This is a genomic window from Clostridium sp. LBM24168, assembly GCF_052953915.1.
Window position 1 is genome coordinate 1,550,626 of record NZ_CP196861.1, and the last position, 21,281, is coordinate 1,571,906.

The window sequence follows — 21,281 nt, forward strand, 5'->3', positions numbered from 1 at the left end:
ACATTTATTGAAAATCTTGAAGTACAACAGTATAGATATCTTCTATTAGTCTCATTCCACCATCATATCCTAAATACGAACGGTCAAGAATCATCCTATCACTTGCAGGTGCAGATATTGATAGTTCATATCCTTTAATTTTTTTTGATATTACCCTGTCCCATCCACTTCCTAAAATCAATGGTTTTGTCCTAAAGTCGCTATTTTCCAGGTATTCGTTTATGTCACCACTATCACCTGTAAATTGGATTTCAGGAATAATATTATTATAAAATCCTGAAAAATCATTACGTACATTTTGTTGATATTCCTTAGGAACATCTTCTGTTATAAATTGCCTTTTAGGCAAAAGTCCCAGATCATTTATTAAAAATTTAGATATTCCTAATGTATACGAGCTATCTGCTATAGTAATAAAATGCTTAGGTAATAATCTTGTTTCAAGTAAGATATCAGCAGCTCTTTCTAAATAGTAAAAATACCTATCCTCCTGTTTAGCTATTTGACCTTCTATAAAATTTCTATCTATATTTAAAAATTCTCCTATAGTTCTCAAAAATTTCCCTGTCTCCTTAGGCCCTATAGGAAGAACTGGATACTGAAAATATTCTGTACCGAACTTTTCTTTTAAATGTTTCATATTTTTAAGTCCGACCCATGGCGATATAAGCAAATTATACTGGGCTTTTGGAACCTTGTTCAACGCATTTATACCTCTTCCATGTCCAAATACAATATTTGTTTTTATCCCTATTGAATTCAAAAGTTTTTCAATAGTTTCAAAATTTCCAGACCAAAATGTATCCTGATATGGAACCGTAGCCCATACATTTACGAGTCCTTCTTCAATTTCGTCTGCCGGTTTTAGGTACTGATCTATAATTGCATCAATAACAAACTCATGTCCTATAAAATTACTTCCTTTAAATCCACCAGTTTCTGCATATACTATAGGTTTGCCTTTATCCTTATATCTATCTACTACTTCTCCTATATAATCTCCAACAATATCAGAAGTGCAGCCTGTAAGTACAACATATAAATCCGCGTCAATTACTTTAAAAGAATTTTCAATAACTTTATTTAATTTATTTGTTCCTCCAAATATTACTTCTTTTTCTCCTACATCTGTACATGGTATGGAGTGTCCTCCCATATATCCTGTACCCTGGCATCCATTTTGTAGTCCCAATGTGGCCCATATCTTTGCTGCACATCCAGGTCCTGAATGTATTATTGGAATTGATCCTTCTATGGCAAGTACCGATTCATAGCCACCAAGAGCACAAGCATGTCTTACTTGTTCTATTAATCCACTCATTATTTCACACCACTTTCAAAAAATTTGAAGGTATCTTGTTTAATCCACCAGGAAGTATATGGTAATTTTATTCTTTTAGATAATTCCTCTGCCAGGCTGTTGTTCTCCAATGCATCTATTATTCTATGACCAAAATTTATAATTCCTCTGTACCCAAAGGCACTATATTCATCAGCAATCATTATGGATGGTATTCCCATTTTAAGTGGCCATACAGTAGTACCTGGATGTCGTGCTATATAAAGATCTGGATTTATTTTATTCAATAGATTTAATATTTCGAAATTTTGCACATCACATACACTTATAGGAACATCATTTACCTTTTTTGATAGGAAAATAGACGACTCTGGAACACTGCCATGGTCATAATGCTGATCAAAGTGCCATGAAATTCCATGTACTACTTCAATCCCAAGTTCATTAAGTACTCTTATAAAATTATGCGAAAAACTTGGTCCCATACCAACTACTGCTTTTATACCGCCAAGCTTTTTTCTGATTTCACCAAGCTCAGGTTCTATCTTTTTCTTTTCCTCACATATATATTTTTCCACTTCTTTTTCTTTTCCAACTACTTTTCCAAGTTCTCTAAGCCAACTATCCATTCCTGCAATTCCATGCGGCTGAATAGTCTTTATATATGGAACCCCATATTTTTGCTCTAATCCATTTCCAAAATAACTGCCCAATGTTCCACATATACTTATAGTTGCTGCAGCTTCTGACATTCCGGATATTTCATCTATAGTAGCAAAGGGTATTCCAAATTGTGGTACTAAACCTAAAACTGAAAAAATTTCAGTTACATACTCTCTTGCACTGCCGGTAAAATTTATCATGTTTATAAGCTTTGGTCGTTTTTTTCTCGGTGGTTTCACTATACGCGTCAATATAGCATGGAAAGCTGCGTCAAAACCTGATGCCCATATTTTGGATCTAAAGCCTTCACATAATACTGGAACTACTGGAATCTTTATTTCACCTTCCACCTCATCTGCAATTGCTTTAACATCATCTCCAATAATTGCCGATGCACAAGAAGTAGTTACAAATATAGCTTTTGGTTTAAATCTTCTATATGCCTCCCTTATACTTTCTTTTAATTTATTCTTTCCTCCAAATACTGTAGAATCCTCTGTCATATTAGTATTTATCAATTTTATGTTCGTTTTTTCCCAATCCCGTATATTTTCACCCCACTTTAAAGTACAGGTTTCACCAATTATATCTGCAGAACAACCTACGGCACCATGATTTACAATAGCTGCATCCATTATACGTCCCAAATAACTTTGGGCACACCCAGAACTGCAGTTACTTGCCTGGCTGAAGCACCTTTCCCTGTTTTTAAGTTTTCCGCATTGTGCTTTTTTAACAAGATCCTTTATTGTTCCATCATACCCTGTAATAGAATTAAGTCTGTTTTCCCTAGTTGAAGCTTCTATACTTTTAACATTAATAGGCATAATTGCATCTCCTTTTTACAAAATAACTATCACTTAGTGTATGTGAAAAGGCTAAATATCAGTTTATTTGACAAATATCTAGCCTCCAGCATTTCTGGTCAACTTTTTTCTAATAATCCTACAGCACGTTCTATGCCTTTTTCTACCTGATCATACATCTGAAATAATTTTATGCCCCTGCTGTTCAATAGATTTATAGGTTCAAATCCAGCCCTGAGAGCCAGAACTGCATTGCAATCACTTACTGCATCTACAATATCTGTTACTCTGTCATCATGTCCATTGCATTCACCTATTCCACTGCAATATTTATTTACATCTCTTTTTTCAATAAATGTAGTTTCCCCTTTTATGACATCATATATATATAATTGTGTTGCATGTCCAAAATGCTCATCTATATCTACTCCTGATTTAGTTGCAACTGCAAATCTTAATTTTATTTTTTTATTATCAATTTTGCTTATACCTTTCAAATCAATTCCTCTGAATTTACTTGATATATCATCTTCAAGCGTTCCTATTGCATCTGCCCTGCATTGTTTGCAATGATACATCTGCTTTAAATCTTCACCGCATTCCTTTCTCATTTTATTTAATTCAAAATCATTTACAGTAGGTCTATTTTCAAACACACTTCCTTTAACTGGTATAAGAGGCATTATATTAGTCATATATGCACCACATTCTTTTACCGTTTTGACTATATCATGTATATGATTATCATTTATTCCCTTTATCATAACAATATTGACTTTTGATACGATTCCTTTTTGCGTAATATATTTTAATCCTGAAAGCTGATTATGAAGTAATATTCTCCCGGCTTCTTCACCCTCAAATTTTTTGCCTAGGTAATTTACAAACTTGTATATTTTCCCACCTATCTCTGGATTAACTGCATTTATTGTTATTGTTATATGGCTTACTCCAAGATTTATAAGTTCATCTGCATAAAATGGAAGCATCAGTCCATTAGTTGAAAGACAAAATGTAATATTAGGAGAAACTTCTTTTATAAGCTCTATTGACTTTTTTGTTTCTTTAAAGTTTGCAAGTGGATCTCCAGGTCCGGCTATTCCAACTACAGTCAAATTATTAAGTTTTTCTTTTACAAGTTCGAATCTATCCCTTGCACCTTCAGGAGTCAAAACTTCACTGGTCACCCCAGGTCTTGTTTCATTTACACAATCATACTTTCTATTACAAAAATTACAGCTTACATTACACTTTGGAGCTACAGGTATATGCATTCTCGCATATTTATGTGCAATACAATTGTAGCATGGATGTTGAAGTGTCTTACTGTCAATATCTCTTGCGGCTTCTATACTCATAATTTTCCTCCTAAATTATTAATAAAATAAAACGGCTAAAGAAATATTTTAAATTTCTTTAGCCTTCAGTTTTTCTGATCAACTAAGTAATATTTTTATTATCCAATAAGACCATGCTCCAACATTATTGCTTCCAGATCTTCCTGTGCCATAGGCTTTGGTATCACAAACATGTCATTTCCATCTATAGCTTTGGCCAATGCTCTGTATTCATCTGCCTGTTTAGCTTTTGGATCATACTGGATGACAGTCTGCTTGTTTATTTCTGCTTTTGTAACCTCCGGACTTCTCGGTACAAAGTATATCAACTGACTTCCCAATTTTTTAGCAAATGCATCAAGCAATTCATACTCATTTGCAACCTTTCTGCTGTTGCATATGATACCGCCTAATCTTACTCCACCTGCATTTGCAAACTTGCTTATACCTTTTGATATGTTGTTTGCTGCATACATTGCCATCATTTCACCGCTGGCTACTATATATATTTCCTGTGCTTTTCCTTCACGTATTGGCATTGCAAATCCTCCACATACAACATCTCCAAGTACATCATAGAAAACATAATCCAGATCGTCGGTATATGCTCCAAGCTGCTCAAGCATATTTATTGAAGTTATTATTCCTCTTCCTGCACATCCAACTCCAGGCTCCGGCCCACCGGATTCAACACATTTTATTCCTCCAAAACCTGTCTTCAATATTGAATCCAGATCAACATCTTCTCCCTCTTCTCTCAATGTATCGAGAACTGTTCTTTGAGCTAGTCCACCCAAAAGAAGCCTAGTAGAATCTGCCTTAGGGTCACATCCTACTACCATAACATGTTTTCCCAACTCTACCAGTCCTGCAGTAAGATTTTGTGTTGTTGTGGATTTCCCTATTCCACCTTTTCCGTAAATAGCTACTTGTCTCATTTAATTTTCCTCCTAATATTCTATATTATTCTAAAGTAAATCAATTATAAATAAAAAACAAAAAAATCAAATCTTGTAAAGATACATCCAGTGTATCGAAACAAAATTTGATCTCCAGTTTTCTAGTCAATCAATAAAAAATCCTACAGAGAAACTGTAGGACTTCAAAATTCCAAAGTTTCTCATCTTCCAGGTTTAACCTGCTGGAATTAGCACCATTAAATACAAATAACATACTCAGGTTGCCGAGCATCATAGGGCCAGTCCCTCCGCCTCTCTCGATAAGAGTTATATTTAATTATTGTTTATATAATACTTAATTTAAATATAATTGTCAATAGTAAATTTAACTTTTTTTGATTTAATTATTAATTAAATCTAGTAAGTACCACAGAATATATATCTTCTAATAACCTGAGACCCCCACTATATCCAACATAGGAACTGTTTATTACGAGTCTCTCAAAAACAGGCCAAGAAATTGCAATATAGTGCGCCTTTGTTTCACTGGCAATTTTTTTCTCCCAGGAACTTCCTATTATTAAAGGATATCGATAAAAATCCATATTTCTGATTTCATTATCTATCTTATATCCATCTGTTGTAAATTCCACTTCTGCTTCTATACCATCATTCAATTTTTTAAAATATCCTTTTATGTCATCTTGATATTTTAAAGGTGCATCATCAATTATATACTGTTTTGATGGAAACAGTCCCAGATCATTTACCAAAAATTTTGTTACAGCCAGAGTATATTGTGAATCGGAAACCACCACAAATCTCTTTGACATAACACGAGTCTCTAAAAATACATCTGCAAATCTTTCTATATAATAATAATATTCTTCTTCATTCCTGTTGACGACCTCATCAATCTTTTCTTCATCTATTCCTGCAAATTTACCTACAGCATTTAAAAATTTGCTTGTTTCAAAAGCACCTATTGGAAGAACCGGATAGTGGAAATATGGAGTATTAAATTTATTCTTCAAAAGTTCCATATTTTCAATTCCAACCCAGGGTGATACTAAGAGATTAAATTCAGCTTCAGGTACCTTGTCTATATTTTTAATTCCCCTTCCATATCCAAATATTATATTAGGGATCAGTCCAAGTTGTGAAATCAGTTTTTCAAGTTCTCTCAAATTTCCAGCCCAGAATGGATCATGAAGTGGAATACCGGCCCATATATTTACAAGACCCTTCGTCTTTTTGTCTGATTGTTTTAAATATTGTTCTATTATAGCTTTTATAACCCATTCATGTCCAAGATAATTATTCCCTTTAAATCCAGGCGTTGAAGCATATATAACCGGCTTTTTTGAGTCCTTGAATGACTTTACAATTTCCTCTGAATCATCTCCAACTATTTCAGAACTACAGCTAGTAAGAACCACATACAAGTCTGCATCTACAACCTTTAAGGCATTCTCTATAGTTTCCCTGAGTTTTTTTTCGCCCCCAAATATTATTTCCTTCTCACTTATATTTGTACAAGGAAATATATGGGATGAAAAATGTCCTGAACTTCCAAAATCTCTTTCAAGTTTTTCCGCACATCCCGGGCCAGAATGCAGAATTGGGATAGCATTTGTTATTCCATGTACAGTCTGCATAGCAGCCATTGCACATTTATATCTAGGCTGGTCTAGTATCTTTGCCATATTATTTCACCATTTCCCTTTCTGCTTTACTTTTTTGAAAAATACTGAACTTTTCTGATTGTACCACCAATCTGTATATGGAAGTTTGACTCTTGAAGCAAGATTTTTCTCAAAGCTTCTGTTTTTGATGGTATCAAGGACACTATATGCAAAATTCAGTGTACCTCTATAGCCAAAGATCATATACTCGTCATTTACACAGAGTGTAGGAATCCCCTGTTTTATTGCCCACACAGTAGTTCCAGGATGCCTTGAAAAATATATATCGGGTTTGTATTCATTCAATATATTAAGTACTTCATAGTTTTGCTGTTCCGTTACACTTAATTTTATATTGTCAGGTGAATTTTTAAATAAATAATTGGCTGCTGGTGGCATATTGTTGTTGTCATGTTTTTTGTCATAATGCCAGGAAGCTGCCCATACTACTTCAATTCCAATCATATACCTCTTTTACAATATCCCCAAGACTCCCTGCAACACCAAAAACAGTATCCTTTTCATTCATATCAGTTCCAACAAAAACAGTATTGTTTGTAATTCCTCTTTTAGCTGCCATCTGACTGTTTGTTACATTTATATTGGCTGCCATAGCAGTACATCCAGAAGGAGCATGATTTATTACGGCAACATCCCTTATCCCCGACAGTTGTGAAAGTGCACAGCCTGCATTACAGGAGCTTGACTGACTGAAACATCTCTCCCTGTTATTCAAAGTACCATTTTTGGATCTGCTTACAAGGTCATTTAGATTTCCCACGTAACCTGTAATTGCTCCAAGGCGGTTCTCTCTCGACGGTGCAAGAGAATTTTTCAGATTGATCGACATAAAAATTACCTCCTAACTATGTCTCGACAGTATTTTATTGTATATATCTTCTATTAAATTCAAACCACCAGTATATCCAGCATAATTGTGATCAAGTATTATCCTGTCCGATACAGGCAGTGCAACGCTTAAATTTATGCCTCCAAGCTTTGAAGCAATATCAACATCCCATGAACTTCCAAGTACTAATGGCACTGTTTTTACATGAAATGTTGATAATTTTTCATTGATTACCCCTCCATCCTGAGAAAAAGTTATTTCACAGGGTATATCTGGAGCAATATTCTTAAAATAGCTCCTGATATTTTCTCTAAACGTTTTGGGTACATCCTCTGTTATGAATTGATGTCCTGGAAGCAGTCCAAGATCATTTGATAAAAATTTGCTTATGGCCAGTGCATAGATGGAATCATTTATATTAAAAAATCTTTTTGGAAGATCGTATCTGAATTCTACAAAAAAATCTGCAAATCTGGTTAAATAATGATAATACTCGTTTTCTTCTCTTTCTATTACTCTATCTACAATTTTTTTATCAATACCTGTAAATTCTGCAATCTTCCTCAAAAATCTTGAAGTTTCAGATCCTCCAATTGGGAGTACAGGGTAATGAAGATATGGCGTATCAAATTTTCTTTTTAAAAGTTCTGCTGTCTTTATTCCTATCCAAGGTGATATAACTATATTGAACTCAGCATGTGATATATCATTTATTGCATTTACACCTCCACTATCATATCCAAATAATATATTCGCCTTAATACCTATACTCCCGAGCAATTTCTTTATCTCCCTCAAGTCACCTTCCCAAAACGGATCATGTATAGGAACTGATGAAAATATATTTACAAGCCCTGGAATTCTTCTGCCGTCATCTTTCAGGTACTGATTTATTATGGCTTCCATGACCAATTCATGACCTGCATATGAATCTCCTTTAAACCCGCCAGTCTCAGCATAAACTATTGGAATACCCTTTCTCTGAAATTCTCCTACTATGCTTCCAACATCCTCACCTATTATATCCGAAGTACATCCAGTAAGAACTACAAAGAAGTCTCCCTTCATTATCCTGAGAGTCCCTTCTATAAGTTCTTTCAATTTCTTTTTTCCCCCAAAAACCACATCTCTTTCCACCATATTGCTGCAGGGAATGGCATCTCCTCCTGCATACCCTGTTCCCTGATAACCGCCACAACCCGACATTCCAGCAAAAAGTTTTGCACTACAGCCTGGTCCAGCATGCAGTATTGGAATAGCTCCTTCTATAGCCGAAACCGTCTGCTGTGCTCCAAGTGCACAAAAATGCCTTGGTTCTTCAAGTAGTTCATCCATTTTTCTACCCCCTTAAAAAATTATCCGTATATGGAAGTTTATTGTGTGCCGATATTCCCTTTACAAAAGAAGGATTGCTTATAGTATCAAGAATCAATTCTCCATAGTTTATTAATCCTTCATATCCAATTCCAAAGTGTTCATCTCCCATGAGAAATGACGGTATACCAAGTTTCGTTGCCCATATTGTACCCGTATGTCTCGCTATATAAATATCGGGCCTGTATTTATATAATCTTCTTACTATTTCAAAAGATTGTTTATTACAAACTGATATTCTAAAATTACCATAGTTATCTATATCATTCTTAAGTGTATCTGATCTTCTGTCATTATTGTCAAATACGGGATCATGATGCCATGTGCAGTTTTCTACAACTTCCATGCCAAGATCTTTAACAATAGCTACAAGAGCATGACCATGAGCTGCACCTGCACCTATAAGTACTTTCTTGCCTTTCAGTTTTTCTCTGAGCTCAGTTATCTTATCTTTTGTTCTTTCTTTTTCCTCTTCTATCAAATTTTCTACTTGCTTTTCCTTATGGACTAACCTTCCAAGCTCTCTAAGCCATGCATTAAAACCTGATATTCCATATGGTGCCGGTGCTTTCACCTCTGGAACTCCAAAATACTTTTCAAGTCCTGCAGCTAGGTATGTTCCCAAGGTTGAACATATTTGCAATGTAGCAGCTGCTTCTGATATACGACTCAAACTTTCTATAGTTGTAAATGGTACAATATAATTTACTTTAAGTCCAAGTTTTCCGAGAAGAGGTGTAAATACATCACGGCCTTGAAAATTAATTATATTTACTTCATCAATTTTTTTTCTTCTTGCAGGTTTTACGATTTTTCTTAGAATTCCATGATATGCAGCATCAAACCCTGTAGCCCAAATTGAAGAACGAAATCCTTCACAATACACTGTTACTACTGGTATACCTAATTCTTTTTCAAGTTTATCTACTATACTTTCAATATCATCGCCTATTATGGCGGAAGCACATGTGGTTGTTACAAATATAGCTTTAGGGTTAAATCTTATCTTTGCTTCCCTAATTGCTCTTTCAAGTTTTAGTATGCCACCATAGACCATATCTTTCTCAGTTAAGTTTGTATTTATATACTTTAAATTTGATACCTTTAAATTTCTGTTCCTGCTTCCTGTCCTATACATAAAGTTACGGCCTGGAATATCACCGCTGCAACCTGCCGGGCCATGCTCTACAATTGCTGCATCCTGAATACAGCAAAGTTGATTCATAACTTGATTGGCACTGCAGGATGTACACTGTGTAAACTTTCTTTCATAGTTTTTAAGAGTCTTATTATCATAACTTTTACATAAATCGGACGCAGTACCTTCATATCCAGTTATAGAATTAAGCCTTCTCTCTCTTACTTCAACTGAAACTTTTTTTATATCTACACTCATATTAAAATCCCTCCAAATCAAATAATCCTTTCACTACAACGACTTTTCAAATGCCTGACTAAGGTCTGAAATCAGATCATTCACATTTTCCAGCCCGACAGATACCCTCAGTGCATTTTCAAAGGCTCCAGCTTTAGTCTTCCGTTCTTCACTTAAAGAAGAATGAGTAGTTTGTGATGGCTGTACAATAAGTGACTTCGAATCTCCTACATTTACGAGAAAACTAAATACCTTCAAACTATTTAAAAATTTATTTATACTTTCCTGATTTCCTTTAAAACCAAAAGAAAATATTGTTCCCGATCCTCTTGGTAAATATTTCTCCGAAAGTTGCTTGTTTTTATAATTTCTTTCATCCTTTATTGCAGGGTAGCTTACCCAAGAAACCTGTGGATGATTCAGAAGATAATCTATAATTTTTTCTGTATTCTCAACCTCCCTGTCAATTCTCACAGACAGTGTTTCTATCCCTTGAAGTATCAAGAATGCATTGAAAGGACTTAAAACTGCACCCAATTCAGATAAATAATGAAGTCTTACTCTTGTCGTAAAAGGTGTATCTGGAAAAACTTCAAGTAAATTTTTATTTTCTACTTTATAATCGGGCTCTGTAAAATGTGGAAATTTCCCATTATTCCAGTTGAACTTATTATTTTCCACAATCAGTCCTCCAAGCGTAGAGCCATGTCCTGCCAGGGATTTAGTAGATGAATAAACAACTATATCAGCTCCAAACTCAAATGGTTTTAAAAGATAAGGTGTTGCAAAAGTATTGTCAACAATAAGTGGAATATTTTCTTCGTGGGCTATGTCTGCTATAGTTTCTATATCTATGACATTTATCAACGGATTACCTATTGATTCTATGAATATACATCTAGTATTTTCTGTTATTGAATTTTTAAAGGATTCCACATCAAAAGGATTATCTATCCATTTTACTTTAATGCCTAATCGTGGCAATGTATGTTCAAGTAAATTATAAGATCCTGCATATATTGAATACACAGCAATTATTTCTCCGCCACCTTCTGCTGCATTTAATAAAGAATACGCTACAGCTGCCATTCCAGATGAAACAGCAAGAGCAGCAGTACCTCCTTCAAGAACTGCTACTCTTTTTTCAAGTATACTAAGTGTGGGATTCCCACTCCTTGTGTAAAAAAATCCATTATCTCTTCTCGATTTCAATCTCTCTAATCTGTCCGTATCACCTATATTAAAAGATGCTGTTTGATAAATTGGAACCGTACATGCATAATTATGTTCCTCAGGTTTATATCCAGCTCTAAGTTGAAGTGTTTCAAATCTATAATCTTTTTCTTCAGACATATTAAACTCTCCTTAAATTTCATATTTTCAATTACAATACTTGTTTATTTTGTCCATTTTGAAATAATATTCAACAAGCTTTTTCAACGCATAGTCTATAGGCTCTTCTATATCAAAAGCATGTATTCCATTTTTGCCCAAAAATTTAATTGCCTCCTGACCTATCTGGCTGACTACAACAATTCTACATCCAGATAATGCTCTTATCATATATAAGAATTTATCATAATCCGAATTAAAATTTTCTGGTACATTTTCCAATTTGCGCAGCTCTACAAATTTGTAATTAATATCATCTACTTCATATATATAAAATTGATTGGCCTGTCCAAAATGCTGGTCTATTATCTTTCCATCACTGCTTGCAACTGCAATTTTATACATTACATCAAATCCTTTCCTCTTTATAATGATTTTTATTTTATACTGGATTCCCGTAATAAAAAAGATCAAATTTCATCTGTATAGAGAATAAATATATCTCTCATAACAGGAAATTTGACCTCTAGTTTTCTAGTCAATCAATTATTACTTATAAGTTTCTAAAATATTTCCATATATATCCTCAATTAATCTTAATCCACCGCTGTATCCAAGATACCAACCATTTAATACAAGCCTGTGCATAACAGGTATGGATATATTTATCCTGAATGCATTTAATTCCTGTGCTATATCTCTATCCCAAGAGCTTCCAAGTATCAGTGGAATATGAGTTCCTAAATCGTATTTTCTAAGTCTTTCATTAACTTTTTCGCCATCGACTTCAAAAAATATCTTGAAATTTCTAGTATCTGAAATTTTTTCAAATTCATCTTTTATATACTTCTGGTATTTTACCGGAGCATCATCTGTAATATATTGTTCTCCAGGAACAATTCCAAGCTCATTTAATAAGAATTGACTTATTCCCAAAGCATAAAATGAGTCAGTTATATTAAAAAATCTGTCTGGTATGCTATATCTGAACTCCAGAAAAAAATCTGCAGATCTCTCCAGGTAATAATAGAACAATTCTTCTTCTTCTTTTATAATATTTTCTACCTTTTCCCTGTCAAGTCCTGCAAAATCACTAACTGCCCTTAAGAAATTACTGGTTTCTCTTGCTCCTATAGGCGGAACTGCATAATGGAGATACGGTGTGCCATATTTTTCTTTTAAAAGCTCAGCAGTTTCAATTCCAACCCAGGGAGAAACTACTATATTAAATTCTGCATTTGGTATTGCTTTCCATTCCTCTATTCCACTTGACTCTGGTCCAAAAAGTATATTGACCTTCAATCCTATCTTCTCAAGTAAATGTTTTATAGCACTTAGATTTCCACTCCAGAAACTATCCTGGAAAGGTACCGATGAAAAAACATTGACAAGTCCTTTTTTAACTTCAGGCTTTTTATCTCCAACAAATTGATCTATAATAGCTTTCAACACCATTTCATGCCCTTTAAAATTACTGCCCTTGAAACCACCTGTTTCAGCAAAAACTATTGGTATACCATTTTCTTTATATTCATCTACCAATGATCCTACATCATCTCCAACTATATCTGATGTACAACCTGTCAATACTACAAACAAATTTCCTTTTAATACCTTTAGTGTCCCATCGATAACCTCTCTCAACCTCTTTATGCCCCCAAATACAACTTCCCTTTCTGTCGCATTGGTACATGGAATTACACCTCCACCTGAATATCCTGTACCTTGATATCCAGAATCTGTACTGAGTCCTCTAAATAACTTCACACCGCATCCAGGTCCTGAATGAAGTATTGGTATAGCTCCTTTTATTGCAATTACAGACTGCTGAGCCCCGAGGGTACAATAATGTCTTGGTTCCTGAACTATTTTAAGCATATTATTTTCCCTCCTTCAAGAAAGTATCAGGTCTTTGCTTAAACCACCAGTCAGTATAAGGAAATTTCGCATGGGCTGCAATATTCCTCACAAATTCAGGAGTTTCAAGTACATCAAGAACTTTATTGCCATAATTTATGAGTCCTTGGTATCCCAGTCCAAATTGTTCATCTCCCATTAAAAAAGTCGGTATACCAAGTTTGGCTCCCCAAATTGACATTCCACCATGTCGTGCTACAAATATATCAGGTTTTAACCTATTAAGCGAATTGACAAGTTCATATGCCTGTTTATCACACACACTGAAATTCTCTATATCTCCATAGGTATTTATTGCATGGTCCAAGCTTTTAGCCGCATCCGAACCATTATCATAACAAGGATCATGATGAAATATTGAAGCTCCAACAACTTTCATTCCCAAGTCTTCCAATAAAGCCATCAAACTATGACCATGTGCTGCACCAGCTGTAATATAGGCTCTCTTCCCTTTTAACTTGTTTCTTAGCTTTTCAAGTTCAGGATATATTTTCTCTTTTTCAGATTCTATTAATTTCTCTACCTCTGCTTCTTTTCCTGTTACTCTCCCAAGTTCTCTAAACCATTGATCTGTTCCATTTATTCCATAGGCAGGTGGTGCCTTTACTTCAGGTACTCCATACTCCTGCTCAAGTGCTGCTGCAAGATACGTACCAAGCGTAGGACATATCTGAACCGTAGCCGCCGCCTCTGACATTTTTTGCAACTGATCTATAGTTGAAAAAGGAACTATATAATTTGGCTTTAAACCTATTTTTCCAAACAAGTCTGTAAAAATATCGCTTCCCCAAAAATTAATTACATTTATTAAATCTTTTCTCTTTATAACTGGAGGTTTAACTATCTTTCTTATTATTCCATGATAGGCGGCATCAAAACCCGTTGTCCACATTTTTGACTTGAATCCTTCGCAAGGAATATATACTACAGGTATTTTTAATTTTTTCTCCTCCGCTTCAGTTATTGTCTCTATATCATCTCCTATAATTCCCGATGCACAGGAAGCCGTTATAAAAATTGCTTTTGGATTAAACCTGCTGAAGGCTTCTTCTATTGTAGTTTTTAACTTTTCCCCTCCTCCGTAAATAGTATCCTTTTCTTCAAGATTTGTACTCAATAACCTTGCATTTCTAAGTTTAAAATTTCTTTTTCTCTGCCCGACCCTATTTGTAAAATTGAAATCCGAAAAATCTGCTGAGCATCCAAGTGGAGCATGATTTATAACAACTGCATCTTGTATCATTACAAGCTGGCAAAGTGCATTTCCGGAGCTGCATCCAAGGCATTGGCTGAAAGAATGTTTTCTATCACAAAGTCTCTTTTTCTTTGACATCTCGCATAATTCAGATGCATTTCCAAAAAAACTGTAATAGATCCAAGTCTTGTTTCTCTTATTTTAATTTCTGGTGATTTTATATTTATACTCAAAATTGTATCCTCCAATCATTAAATAATTACTGAGATTTAATTGATAAAAAAAGGCCAAGTAAAATCTCACGAATATCTATCGTCAATTTCACCTAGCCTCCAGTTTATCTGGTCAACCAAATAATATATATTTACATATCAATTAATCTCAAATAAAAATAAAAAACTTCCTGTAATAAGATACAGGAAAAAAACTTCTTCCATCATCTTATCTCCCAGGTATATTTCACCCCGCAGGAATTGGCACCTTGAATAAAACACAGGTTGCCGGGTATCAAAGGGCCTGTCCCTCCACCTCTCTAGATAAGTTTATATTAATTTTAGTATATTCAATAATATTGAATATGTCAACATGTTTTTTTTACAATTCCACCAAATTTATAACCTATTCCTCTTACTGTTAAAATGTATACAGGTTTTTTGGAACTGTCTTCGATTTTCTGCCTTAAGTTTTTTATATGTGAATCAATCGCTCTGTTATACCCATCAAAATTTTTCCCCAGTACAATGGATATCAATTCTTCTCTAGTAAAAATCTTTGCAGGATGTGTGGCCATGACTGTAAGTATATTATACTCAACCGGGGTAAGATTGATTATATTACCTGATTTTCTAACTTCATAACTTGAATTATTTATTGTCAGCTTGCCGTTATCTATGGAAATTATATCATCCATAATATCTTTATCATCCGCTGTTCTTCTTAGAAGTGATTTTACTCTTGCCACCAGCTGTTTTGGACTAAAAGGTTTTAGTACATAGTCATCTGCTCCTATGTCAAATCCATTGAGTATATCAGATTCTGAAGTTTTAGCCGTAAGCATTATGATAGGCACCTTGGACTTCTTCCTTAAAATACTACATAGTTTTTCTCCACAAATATCTGGAAGCATAAGATCCAGAATCATAAGATCAGGATTCACTTTATCAAATATAGCCATAACAGTATTTCCATCATACGCAGAATATACAGAATATCCATCTCTCTGAAGATATGCTTTTACAACCTCCACAATTTTTATCTCGTCATCTACTACAAGTATTCTTCTTTTTTGTTCTTTCATAACCAAAACTCCATTCAAATCCCATTTTAATTTATGGATTCAACAGTTATTACAGGGAACTTTTTGCTATCAGCATCTGGTCCCGGATTAGTGCCGATATTTCCTTTCAGTACTCCTTTTACCGTAACTTGAACCGGATATTTGCCTTTACCTTCTTTTACACGTTTCTGGACAATATTCCATGCATTTAACTGGGATCCACTACCATTAAAAATCCATTTCCCATCTGCACCACTTTTATTATCTGAAGCAATACCACCATCAAAATAGTAAAAGACCCAGTTGCCATTTTGCTGAAAGGTTATTCCTAGTCCGGACAGAGCCATCAATCTCATATATACCATATTTGCAGTATCTTCCTTAAGTCCAGCTGCAAAATCATCTTCTGAAGTAATATATCCTGTAATACTAAGAGATTTGTTTGTAGATTTGGTTTTATTGCTATCTAAAGCTTTTCCAACAGTCTGAGAATTTACAGGATTAGATTGAGATTTTTTACTAAGGTCAACTTTGGCTTCTTTATCCAGGTCTGATTTTGCTGAAGATTTTGTTCTATCAGTAGCTGCAGTTTTTTTCTGAGTTTTCTCTGTATTATGACTTGAATGTTGTGATTGCAGCATTTGTTTGCTATTCATAGAACTTTTATCCTTATTTTTAGCTTCAGATTTAGATGAGTTTATCTCTATTTTACCTATAATTCCAGCTACAATTACACATACTATTATAATTATTCCAATTACAATTTTATTTTTTCTCTTCATAAATACATGCTGTTATAATATTATAACAGCTTTCACCTTCTTTCTTAATTGAAATTTAATTTTCAGTCTTGTCCTGCTTTAACTGGTCAATGCTGTCTACAACTGTAATTTTGCTCTTTATCATACCCATCCAGCAGGTATACACAAATTCTCCCCCTCTATCAGGAGTAAATTCAATTATATTGTCTCCTACCTTCAAATTCTTTTTTACATTGTATTCTGGAATCTGAATTGCCTTATTGCATTCGTTCAGGTTTTTCTTGTCAACATGCAAATTCCATTTCACAGGTATTCCTTTTATCACTTCAATAGGCGTAAAGCTGTCACTTCCAAGTTCCGTCTTTACATTTTGGGTTCTGCCTTCAATAACAGAAACTCCCTTATCATTTCCATAAGGCATGTTCTTCATTCCTACGGAAACACCATACAGCGAAAGTCCTCTGCCTATCATAGCCATCCCCAGGCAAAGTACAAGTACAGCACTGACTTTCAATATTATTTTCGAAAAATTTTTAGTTAAAATAGTATTTAAAATTCCAAACATAAACATCAATGGCACTGTACCGATTGAAAAAAAGAACATGGAAGCAGAACCAAGTATCACACTTCTTGTCCCAAGAGCATATATTTCGACTATTTGAATTGGTCCACATGGCATTAAACCCGTTAATAATCCTACAATTACAGGACTGTAATTGTTATTTCCATGAATTTTTTTAGCAAAAAATGATGGCACTGTGATATTTACTCTTCTAAGAACTTTAAATACTCCAAGCAGATTTATTGCCATTATAACCATGAATATACCACCAACAATAGGAACAATCCCCCTTAGCATACCAGGAAATCCAATTATTCCTCCCAGCCCTCCCACAATTCCACCGATAATAGTATAAGATATTATTCTTCCGATATTATAAAGCAGAGCGGGCCTGAATGCTGAATTTTGGGCTACGTTACCAGTTTTGCTGATGGTCTGTGATATATTTATTCCACCACACATACCTATACAATGAAAAGATGTCAATATTCCAAATGTAAACAACAGTATATAGCTTGTGTTATTCCCCAATTTAGGCAAATATTCCAGCATGAATAGATTTTTTAAAAATTGAACTATATTTATTTTGAATATAGTTGCTAAAAAAATGCTTAGGGTTAAAACTAATACTACAATTAATGCTGCTAATTTAGTATCTATTTTACAATTCATATCTTTGATCTTATCTTCCTGCAAATTCAAATTCCCCTCCTATTTTTAAATAATTCACATCTACCAAGTTGGGCTTGGTTTGGTGGTATTTAATTACATTATTTTTTAATTATTAGCTATTGATTGTGCTTTTATTACTGGATAGTCTACACCGTCGGCATCAGGCCCGGGATTGGTCTGCGTGCTTCCATCTAATATTCCTGTTACTGTGACAGGTACTGATTTCATCTTGTCTGCTCCATTATTGCGCTTAACCTGATTTTCAACTATATTCCATGCTTTCAGCTGGGAGCCTGTACCATTAAATTTCCAGTTGCCATCAGATCCATCAGTATTGTCTGTAGAAATATTCCCATCCAGGTAATAGAATACCCATTTACCGTCCTTGTCTTGATAAGTTATTCCCAATCCGGACAGCGCCATCATTTTCATGTATACCATGTCCGCCGTATCCTCTCCAAGCTCCGCTGCAAAATCATCTTCCGTGGTTATATATCCTGTAAAAGTCTGTGTCTGCGGTGTCTGATTTTCTCCTGACACTTCGTTATTTATTGTATTCTCAATCGATTTCGGAACTGCTCCCGTACCTCCTACTATTTGCAAATCTGTAGTTTTATCCGCATTGTTCTTTATATACTCAACAGCATTGTTTGTACTTTTTAATCCCTCCCTGTCAACCAACAACAGAGGAGAATTGTACTTTCCTGCAAGTACCGATGCAACAAGTGCATCTGCAAACCGGTTGTCTGCAGCATTCCTCGAAGCTGTTGCTATATAAACCTTCCCGCCATTCAAATCATCCTTAAATGCATTTAATACCTTCAGATTGGTTGAAAACCTGTCCTCTCCGCCATCTATTCTACTAGCAGTAGATGAAAAGGCATTTTTCACATCATCGCTTACACTGTATGTAGTCCCTATTACTGTGACATTCGATCCCTTTGCAAAATCAAGGGAATCTTTTATTAGAGCTTTGTAATTGCTTGACAGCAGTAATATTTCACTTTTCGCTGCTGCAACCGGTGCTGCCGACAGTGCATCTGAAAAACTTCCTCCGGCCACTACAAGTATATTGTCTCTGTTTACTCCTTTTTCAACCAGTTCCCTTGCTACTGCAAGATTAGTGCCATATCTGTCCTTTCCTTGGAGTCTTTTGACTTTATAACCTGAAAGTGAATTTTCAATTGATTTTGAAACCACACCTTCTCCACCCACAATATATATGCTCTTTGTTTCCAATGCCTTCAATGCATCCTCTGTATTTGAATCCAGTTCATCACTTTCTGTAAACAATATTGGTGCATCAAGTTTCTTCGCCAGTGTGGAAGCACTTACTGCATCTGCATATTTTGTACCATTTACGACAACAGCATAATCACTTCCATTCGGCCAGTTTGCCTTTGCCACATTTGCCGCCGTTGCATACCTGTTGATTCCATCTATTCTTGTTACGGAACTTTCTGCTGCTTTTACTTCCTGTTGTTGGTATAAAGCACTTCCAAGAACTGTAACAGTAAAGTTTACAGATAAAACAAGTGACAGTAACTTTTTGCTTTTCATAATTTCTGTTCCCCCTTAATTTTTAATAAAAAAAATGGAATTTTCTCTAATTTGAAATTAAAGAAAATTCCAGCCTCTAGTTTTCCAGTTAGCTGCTTGTAAATTATAAAGAATAAAATTACTATGGATACATTATTCTATAATTTTAAAGCTTTGTCAATAGATAAATTGTGTAGATTACATGTTTAAAATGTTAATAATTTATTAATATAGATTCAACCAATGTTTCTGGGGAGAAAAATTGTAAATTCACTTCCCTCATTGAGAGCACTGCGTACCTCTATTCTTCCTCCATGAGATTCTATAATTGTTTTTGATATTGCAAGTCCTATACCTCTTCCGCCAGTTGCCCTGTTTCTTGATTTATCAGCACGATAAAATCTGTCAAATATAAAAGGGAGATCATCGCCAGAAATTCCTATTCCAGTATCCTTTATACTCAGTTTAATTTCATTTTTCATCCCTTTCAAATCCAATAATACCATTCCATTTCTAGGGGTATATTTAAGTGCATTGGATATAAGGTTTACTATTGCTTGTCCTATTTTATCCTTTTCAGCAAATATTTCCTGGCTATTCCCATTGAGTTTTATTTCCACACCTCTGTTTTTAAATTCTGCCTGAAAATTAAATACTATATTTTTTATTTGATCATATATATCATATATTGTCCTGCTCAATTTACTATCTTTATTTTCATATTTTCCAAGCATCTCAAGGTCTCCCACAAGTCCGGCAATTCTGATTACTTCCTCATAGCAGCTTTGAAGTCTTTCTATATCAGGTTTCCACACGCCATCTATCATAGCTTCAATGTGACTTTGAAGTGTTGTCAGAGGAGTTCTAAGTTCATGTGCTATATCATCTGACATTCTCTTTTTCAATTCTCCATGTGATTTCAAAGTTTTTGCCATATTGTTAACGGCAGAATTCAATATATAGATTTCTTCTGTACTGGAGTTTTCATCAACAAAATTATCAAAATGCCCTTTTGAAATGCTTTCTGTTGCTCTCACAATCTTTGCAATTGGTTTGCTCAGCATCTGAGCCATTATAGTTCCCAATATCTCAGCAAGTATAAGCGAAAATACAAATGCAAATATGAGAATTCTATTTTTTAAATTGTAAATAAAAGTAAGATCAATATTGTTGTAGTAAAATGGTCCATAATAACCTATTGTCATAATGCCTATTTTCTCATTATCATGATAAAGCGGATATTGTTTATCCTTGTATTTTCCATTCCAGCCGGGATAATACTTGTTCATATTTTTTTCCATATCATCAAGCATCTTCTTGCACAATCCATTATTATGGGTTGATGCATCCCATATTGTTTTATTATAAGAGTTACTCACTTTTATAAACATACCCCGTTCAATATAATTTACCCCTATATTCTCTATACCGGTGCTGTTCCATTTTCCATTGTCATACTGCCTGCTTATTAAATCCGCCACTTCCTGATTGGAGTGTTCCTGATTATGTACTGTATATTCCCTAAATTGTTTCTCAAGAAGTATATTCATTAAAATACTTATTAAAAATACACACACAATTGTAACAAGAATATAAGATACTGTAAGTTCTTTTCTTAAACTAATTTTCATTTTTACTACCTCTCCATCATTTTTTACTATATTAATTGAATTATTTTTAGCTGTCAATTTTAAAATGGATGTATATTGACAGAGATACCTACTCATGCTAGAATACA

The 21,281-nt window shown here is 34.4% G+C and carries 15 protein-coding genes, 2 pseudogenes and 2 riboswitches; all 17 genes and pseudogenes read right to left on the reverse strand.

What is annotated here, in order from left to right; translation table 11 throughout:
* Nucleotides 1–4: 4 nt before the first annotated feature.
* Nucleotides 5–1,321 carry a nitrogenase component 1 gene (locus ACSVC9_RS07675; protein ID WP_446899742.1) on the reverse strand — a complete coding sequence of 439 codons (1,317 nt, stop codon included), beginning with the start codon at nucleotides 1,319–1,321 and terminating at the stop codon, nucleotides 5–7.
* Nucleotides 1,321–2,790: a nitrogenase component 1 gene (locus tag ACSVC9_RS07680; RefSeq protein WP_446899743.1), complete on the reverse strand. Its 1,470-nt coding sequence runs from the start codon at nucleotides 2,788–2,790 to the stop codon at nucleotides 1,321–1,323. The genes ACSVC9_RS07675 and ACSVC9_RS07680 overlap by 1 nt, the downstream gene beginning before the upstream one ends.
* Before the next feature lie 98 nt (nucleotides 2,791–2,888).
* Complete coding sequence (gene nifB / locus ACSVC9_RS07685) at nucleotides 2,889–4,127, reverse strand: nitrogenase cofactor biosynthesis protein NifB (protein WP_446899744.1); 1,239 nt, start codon at nucleotides 4,125–4,127, stop codon at nucleotides 2,889–2,891.
* Between the two features lie 98 nt (nucleotides 4,128–4,225).
* Nucleotides 4,226–5,044, reverse strand: coding sequence for a nitrogenase iron protein (gene nifH, locus ACSVC9_RS07690; protein ID WP_446899745.1), 819 nt, complete (start codon nucleotides 5,042–5,044; stop codon nucleotides 4,226–4,228).
* A 179-nt stretch (nucleotides 5,045–5,223) separates the two neighbouring features.
* A riboswitch (SAM riboswitch) is annotated at nucleotides 5,224–5,332 on the reverse strand.
* Between the two features lie 80 nt (nucleotides 5,333–5,412).
* On the reverse strand, nucleotides 5,413–6,711 hold the full coding sequence (locus tag ACSVC9_RS07695; RefSeq protein ID WP_446899746.1) for a nitrogenase component 1: 1,299 nt from the start codon (nucleotides 6,709–6,711) through the stop codon (nucleotides 5,413–5,415).
* A 6-nt stretch (nucleotides 6,712–6,717) separates the two neighbouring features.
* Nucleotides 6,718–7,540 (reverse strand): annotated as a pseudogene (locus ACSVC9_RS07700) (nitrogenase component 1).
* Between the two features lie 12 nt (nucleotides 7,541–7,552).
* Nucleotides 7,553–8,875 carry a nitrogenase component 1 gene (locus tag ACSVC9_RS07705; protein ID WP_446899747.1) on the reverse strand — a complete coding sequence of 441 codons (1,323 nt, stop codon included), beginning with the start codon at nucleotides 8,873–8,875 and terminating at the stop codon, nucleotides 7,553–7,555.
* A 4-nt stretch (nucleotides 8,876–8,879) separates the two neighbouring features.
* Nucleotides 8,880–10,310, reverse strand: coding sequence for a nitrogenase component 1 (locus ACSVC9_RS07710; protein ID WP_446899748.1), 1,431 nt, complete (start codon nucleotides 10,308–10,310; stop codon nucleotides 8,880–8,882).
* A 33-nt stretch (nucleotides 10,311–10,343) separates the two neighbouring features.
* Nucleotides 10,344–11,642 (reverse strand): O-acetylhomoserine aminocarboxypropyltransferase/cysteine synthase family protein, encoded by a 1,299-nt coding sequence (locus ACSVC9_RS07715; protein ID WP_446899749.1) that lies wholly within the window; start codon nucleotides 11,640–11,642, stop codon nucleotides 10,344–10,346.
* Nucleotides 11,643–11,669: 27 nt separating this feature from the next.
* Nucleotides 11,670–12,026, reverse strand: a complete 357-nt coding sequence (locus tag ACSVC9_RS07720) for a NifB/NifX family molybdenum-iron cluster-binding protein (protein ID WP_446899750.1) — start codon at nucleotides 12,024–12,026, stop codon at nucleotides 11,670–11,672.
* A 144-nt stretch (nucleotides 12,027–12,170) separates the two neighbouring features.
* Complete coding sequence (locus ACSVC9_RS07725) at nucleotides 12,171–13,499, reverse strand: nitrogenase component 1 (RefSeq protein ID WP_446899751.1); 1,329 nt, start codon at nucleotides 13,497–13,499, stop codon at nucleotides 12,171–12,173.
* 1 nt (nucleotide 13,500) lies between these two features.
* A pseudogene (locus ACSVC9_RS07730) lies at nucleotides 13,501–14,966 on the reverse strand (nitrogenase component 1).
* 205 nt (nucleotides 14,967–15,171) lie between these two features.
* Nucleotides 15,172–15,276: riboswitch (SAM riboswitch) on the reverse strand.
* A gap of 37 nt (nucleotides 15,277–15,313) precedes the next feature.
* Entirely contained in the window at nucleotides 15,314–16,030 is a 717-nt protein-coding gene (locus tag ACSVC9_RS07735) for a response regulator (RefSeq protein ID WP_446899752.1), read from the reverse strand.
* Between the two features lie 26 nt (nucleotides 16,031–16,056).
* Nucleotides 16,057–16,791 carry a hypothetical protein gene (locus ACSVC9_RS07740; RefSeq protein WP_446899753.1) on the reverse strand — a complete coding sequence of 245 codons (735 nt, stop codon included), beginning with the start codon at nucleotides 16,789–16,791 and terminating at the stop codon, nucleotides 16,057–16,059.
* A 55-nt stretch (nucleotides 16,792–16,846) separates the two neighbouring features.
* Nucleotides 16,847–18,034, reverse strand: coding sequence for an urease accessory protein UreH domain-containing protein (locus ACSVC9_RS07745; protein WP_446899754.1), 1,188 nt, complete (start codon nucleotides 18,032–18,034; stop codon nucleotides 16,847–16,849).
* 75 nt (nucleotides 18,035–18,109) lie between these two features.
* Entirely contained in the window at nucleotides 18,110–19,564 is a 1,455-nt protein-coding gene (locus tag ACSVC9_RS07750; protein WP_446899755.1) for a cell wall-binding repeat-containing protein, read from the reverse strand.
* Between the two features lie 215 nt (nucleotides 19,565–19,779).
* Nucleotides 19,780–21,174 carry a sensor histidine kinase gene (locus tag ACSVC9_RS07755; protein ID WP_446899756.1) on the reverse strand — a complete coding sequence of 465 codons (1,395 nt, stop codon included), beginning with the start codon at nucleotides 21,172–21,174 and terminating at the stop codon, nucleotides 19,780–19,782.
* Nucleotides 21,175–21,281: the final 107 nt, after the last annotated feature.

What these genes read in the sequence shown, in the direction of transcription:
- ACSVC9_RS07675 (WP_446899742.1), bottom strand. Translation starts at nt 1,321, where the DNA reads ATGAGTGGATTAATAGAACAAGTAAGACATGCTTGTGCTCTTGGTGGC.
- ACSVC9_RS07680 (WP_446899743.1), bottom strand. Translation starts at nt 2,790, where the DNA reads ATGCCTATTAATGTTAAAAGTATAGAAGCTTCAACTAGGGAAAACAGA.
- nifB (WP_446899744.1), bottom strand. Translation starts at nt 4,127, where the DNA reads ATGAGTATAGAAGCCGCAAGAGATATTGACAGTAAGACACTTCAACAT.
- nifH (WP_446899745.1), bottom strand. Translation starts at nt 5,044, where the DNA reads ATGAGACAAGTAGCTATTTACGGAAAAGGTGGAATAGGGAAATCCACA.
- ACSVC9_RS07695 (WP_446899746.1), bottom strand. Translation starts at nt 6,711, where the DNA reads ATGGCAAAGATACTAGACCAGCCTAGATATAAATGTGCAATGGCTGCT.
- ACSVC9_RS07705 (WP_446899747.1), bottom strand. Translation starts at nt 8,875, where the DNA reads ATGGATGAACTACTTGAAGAACCAAGGCATTTTTGTGCACTTGGAGCA.
- ACSVC9_RS07710 (WP_446899748.1), bottom strand. Translation starts at nt 10,310, where the DNA reads ATGAGTGTAGATATAAAAAAAGTTTCAGTTGAAGTAAGAGAGAGAAGG.
- ACSVC9_RS07715 (WP_446899749.1), bottom strand. Translation starts at nt 11,642, where the DNA reads ATGTCTGAAGAAAAAGATTATAGATTTGAAACACTTCAACTTAGAGCT.
- ACSVC9_RS07720 (WP_446899750.1), bottom strand. Translation starts at nt 12,026, where the DNA reads ATGTATAAAATTGCAGTTGCAAGCAGTGATGGAAAGATAATAGACCAG.
- ACSVC9_RS07725 (WP_446899751.1), bottom strand. Translation starts at nt 13,499, where the DNA reads ATGCTTAAAATAGTTCAGGAACCAAGACATTATTGTACCCTCGGGGCT.
- ACSVC9_RS07735 (WP_446899752.1), bottom strand. Translation starts at nt 16,030, where the DNA reads ATGAAAGAACAAAAAAGAAGAATACTTGTAGTAGATGACGAGATAAAA.
- ACSVC9_RS07740 (WP_446899753.1), bottom strand. Translation starts at nt 16,791, where the DNA reads ATGAAGAGAAAAAATAAAATTGTAATTGGAATAATTATAATAGTATGT.
- ACSVC9_RS07750 (WP_446899755.1), bottom strand. Translation starts at nt 19,564, where the DNA reads ATGAAAAGCAAAAAGTTACTGTCACTTGTTTTATCTGTAAACTTTACT.
- ACSVC9_RS07755 (WP_446899756.1), bottom strand. Translation starts at nt 21,174, where the DNA reads ATGAAAATTAGTTTAAGAAAAGAACTTACAGTATCTTATATTCTTGTT.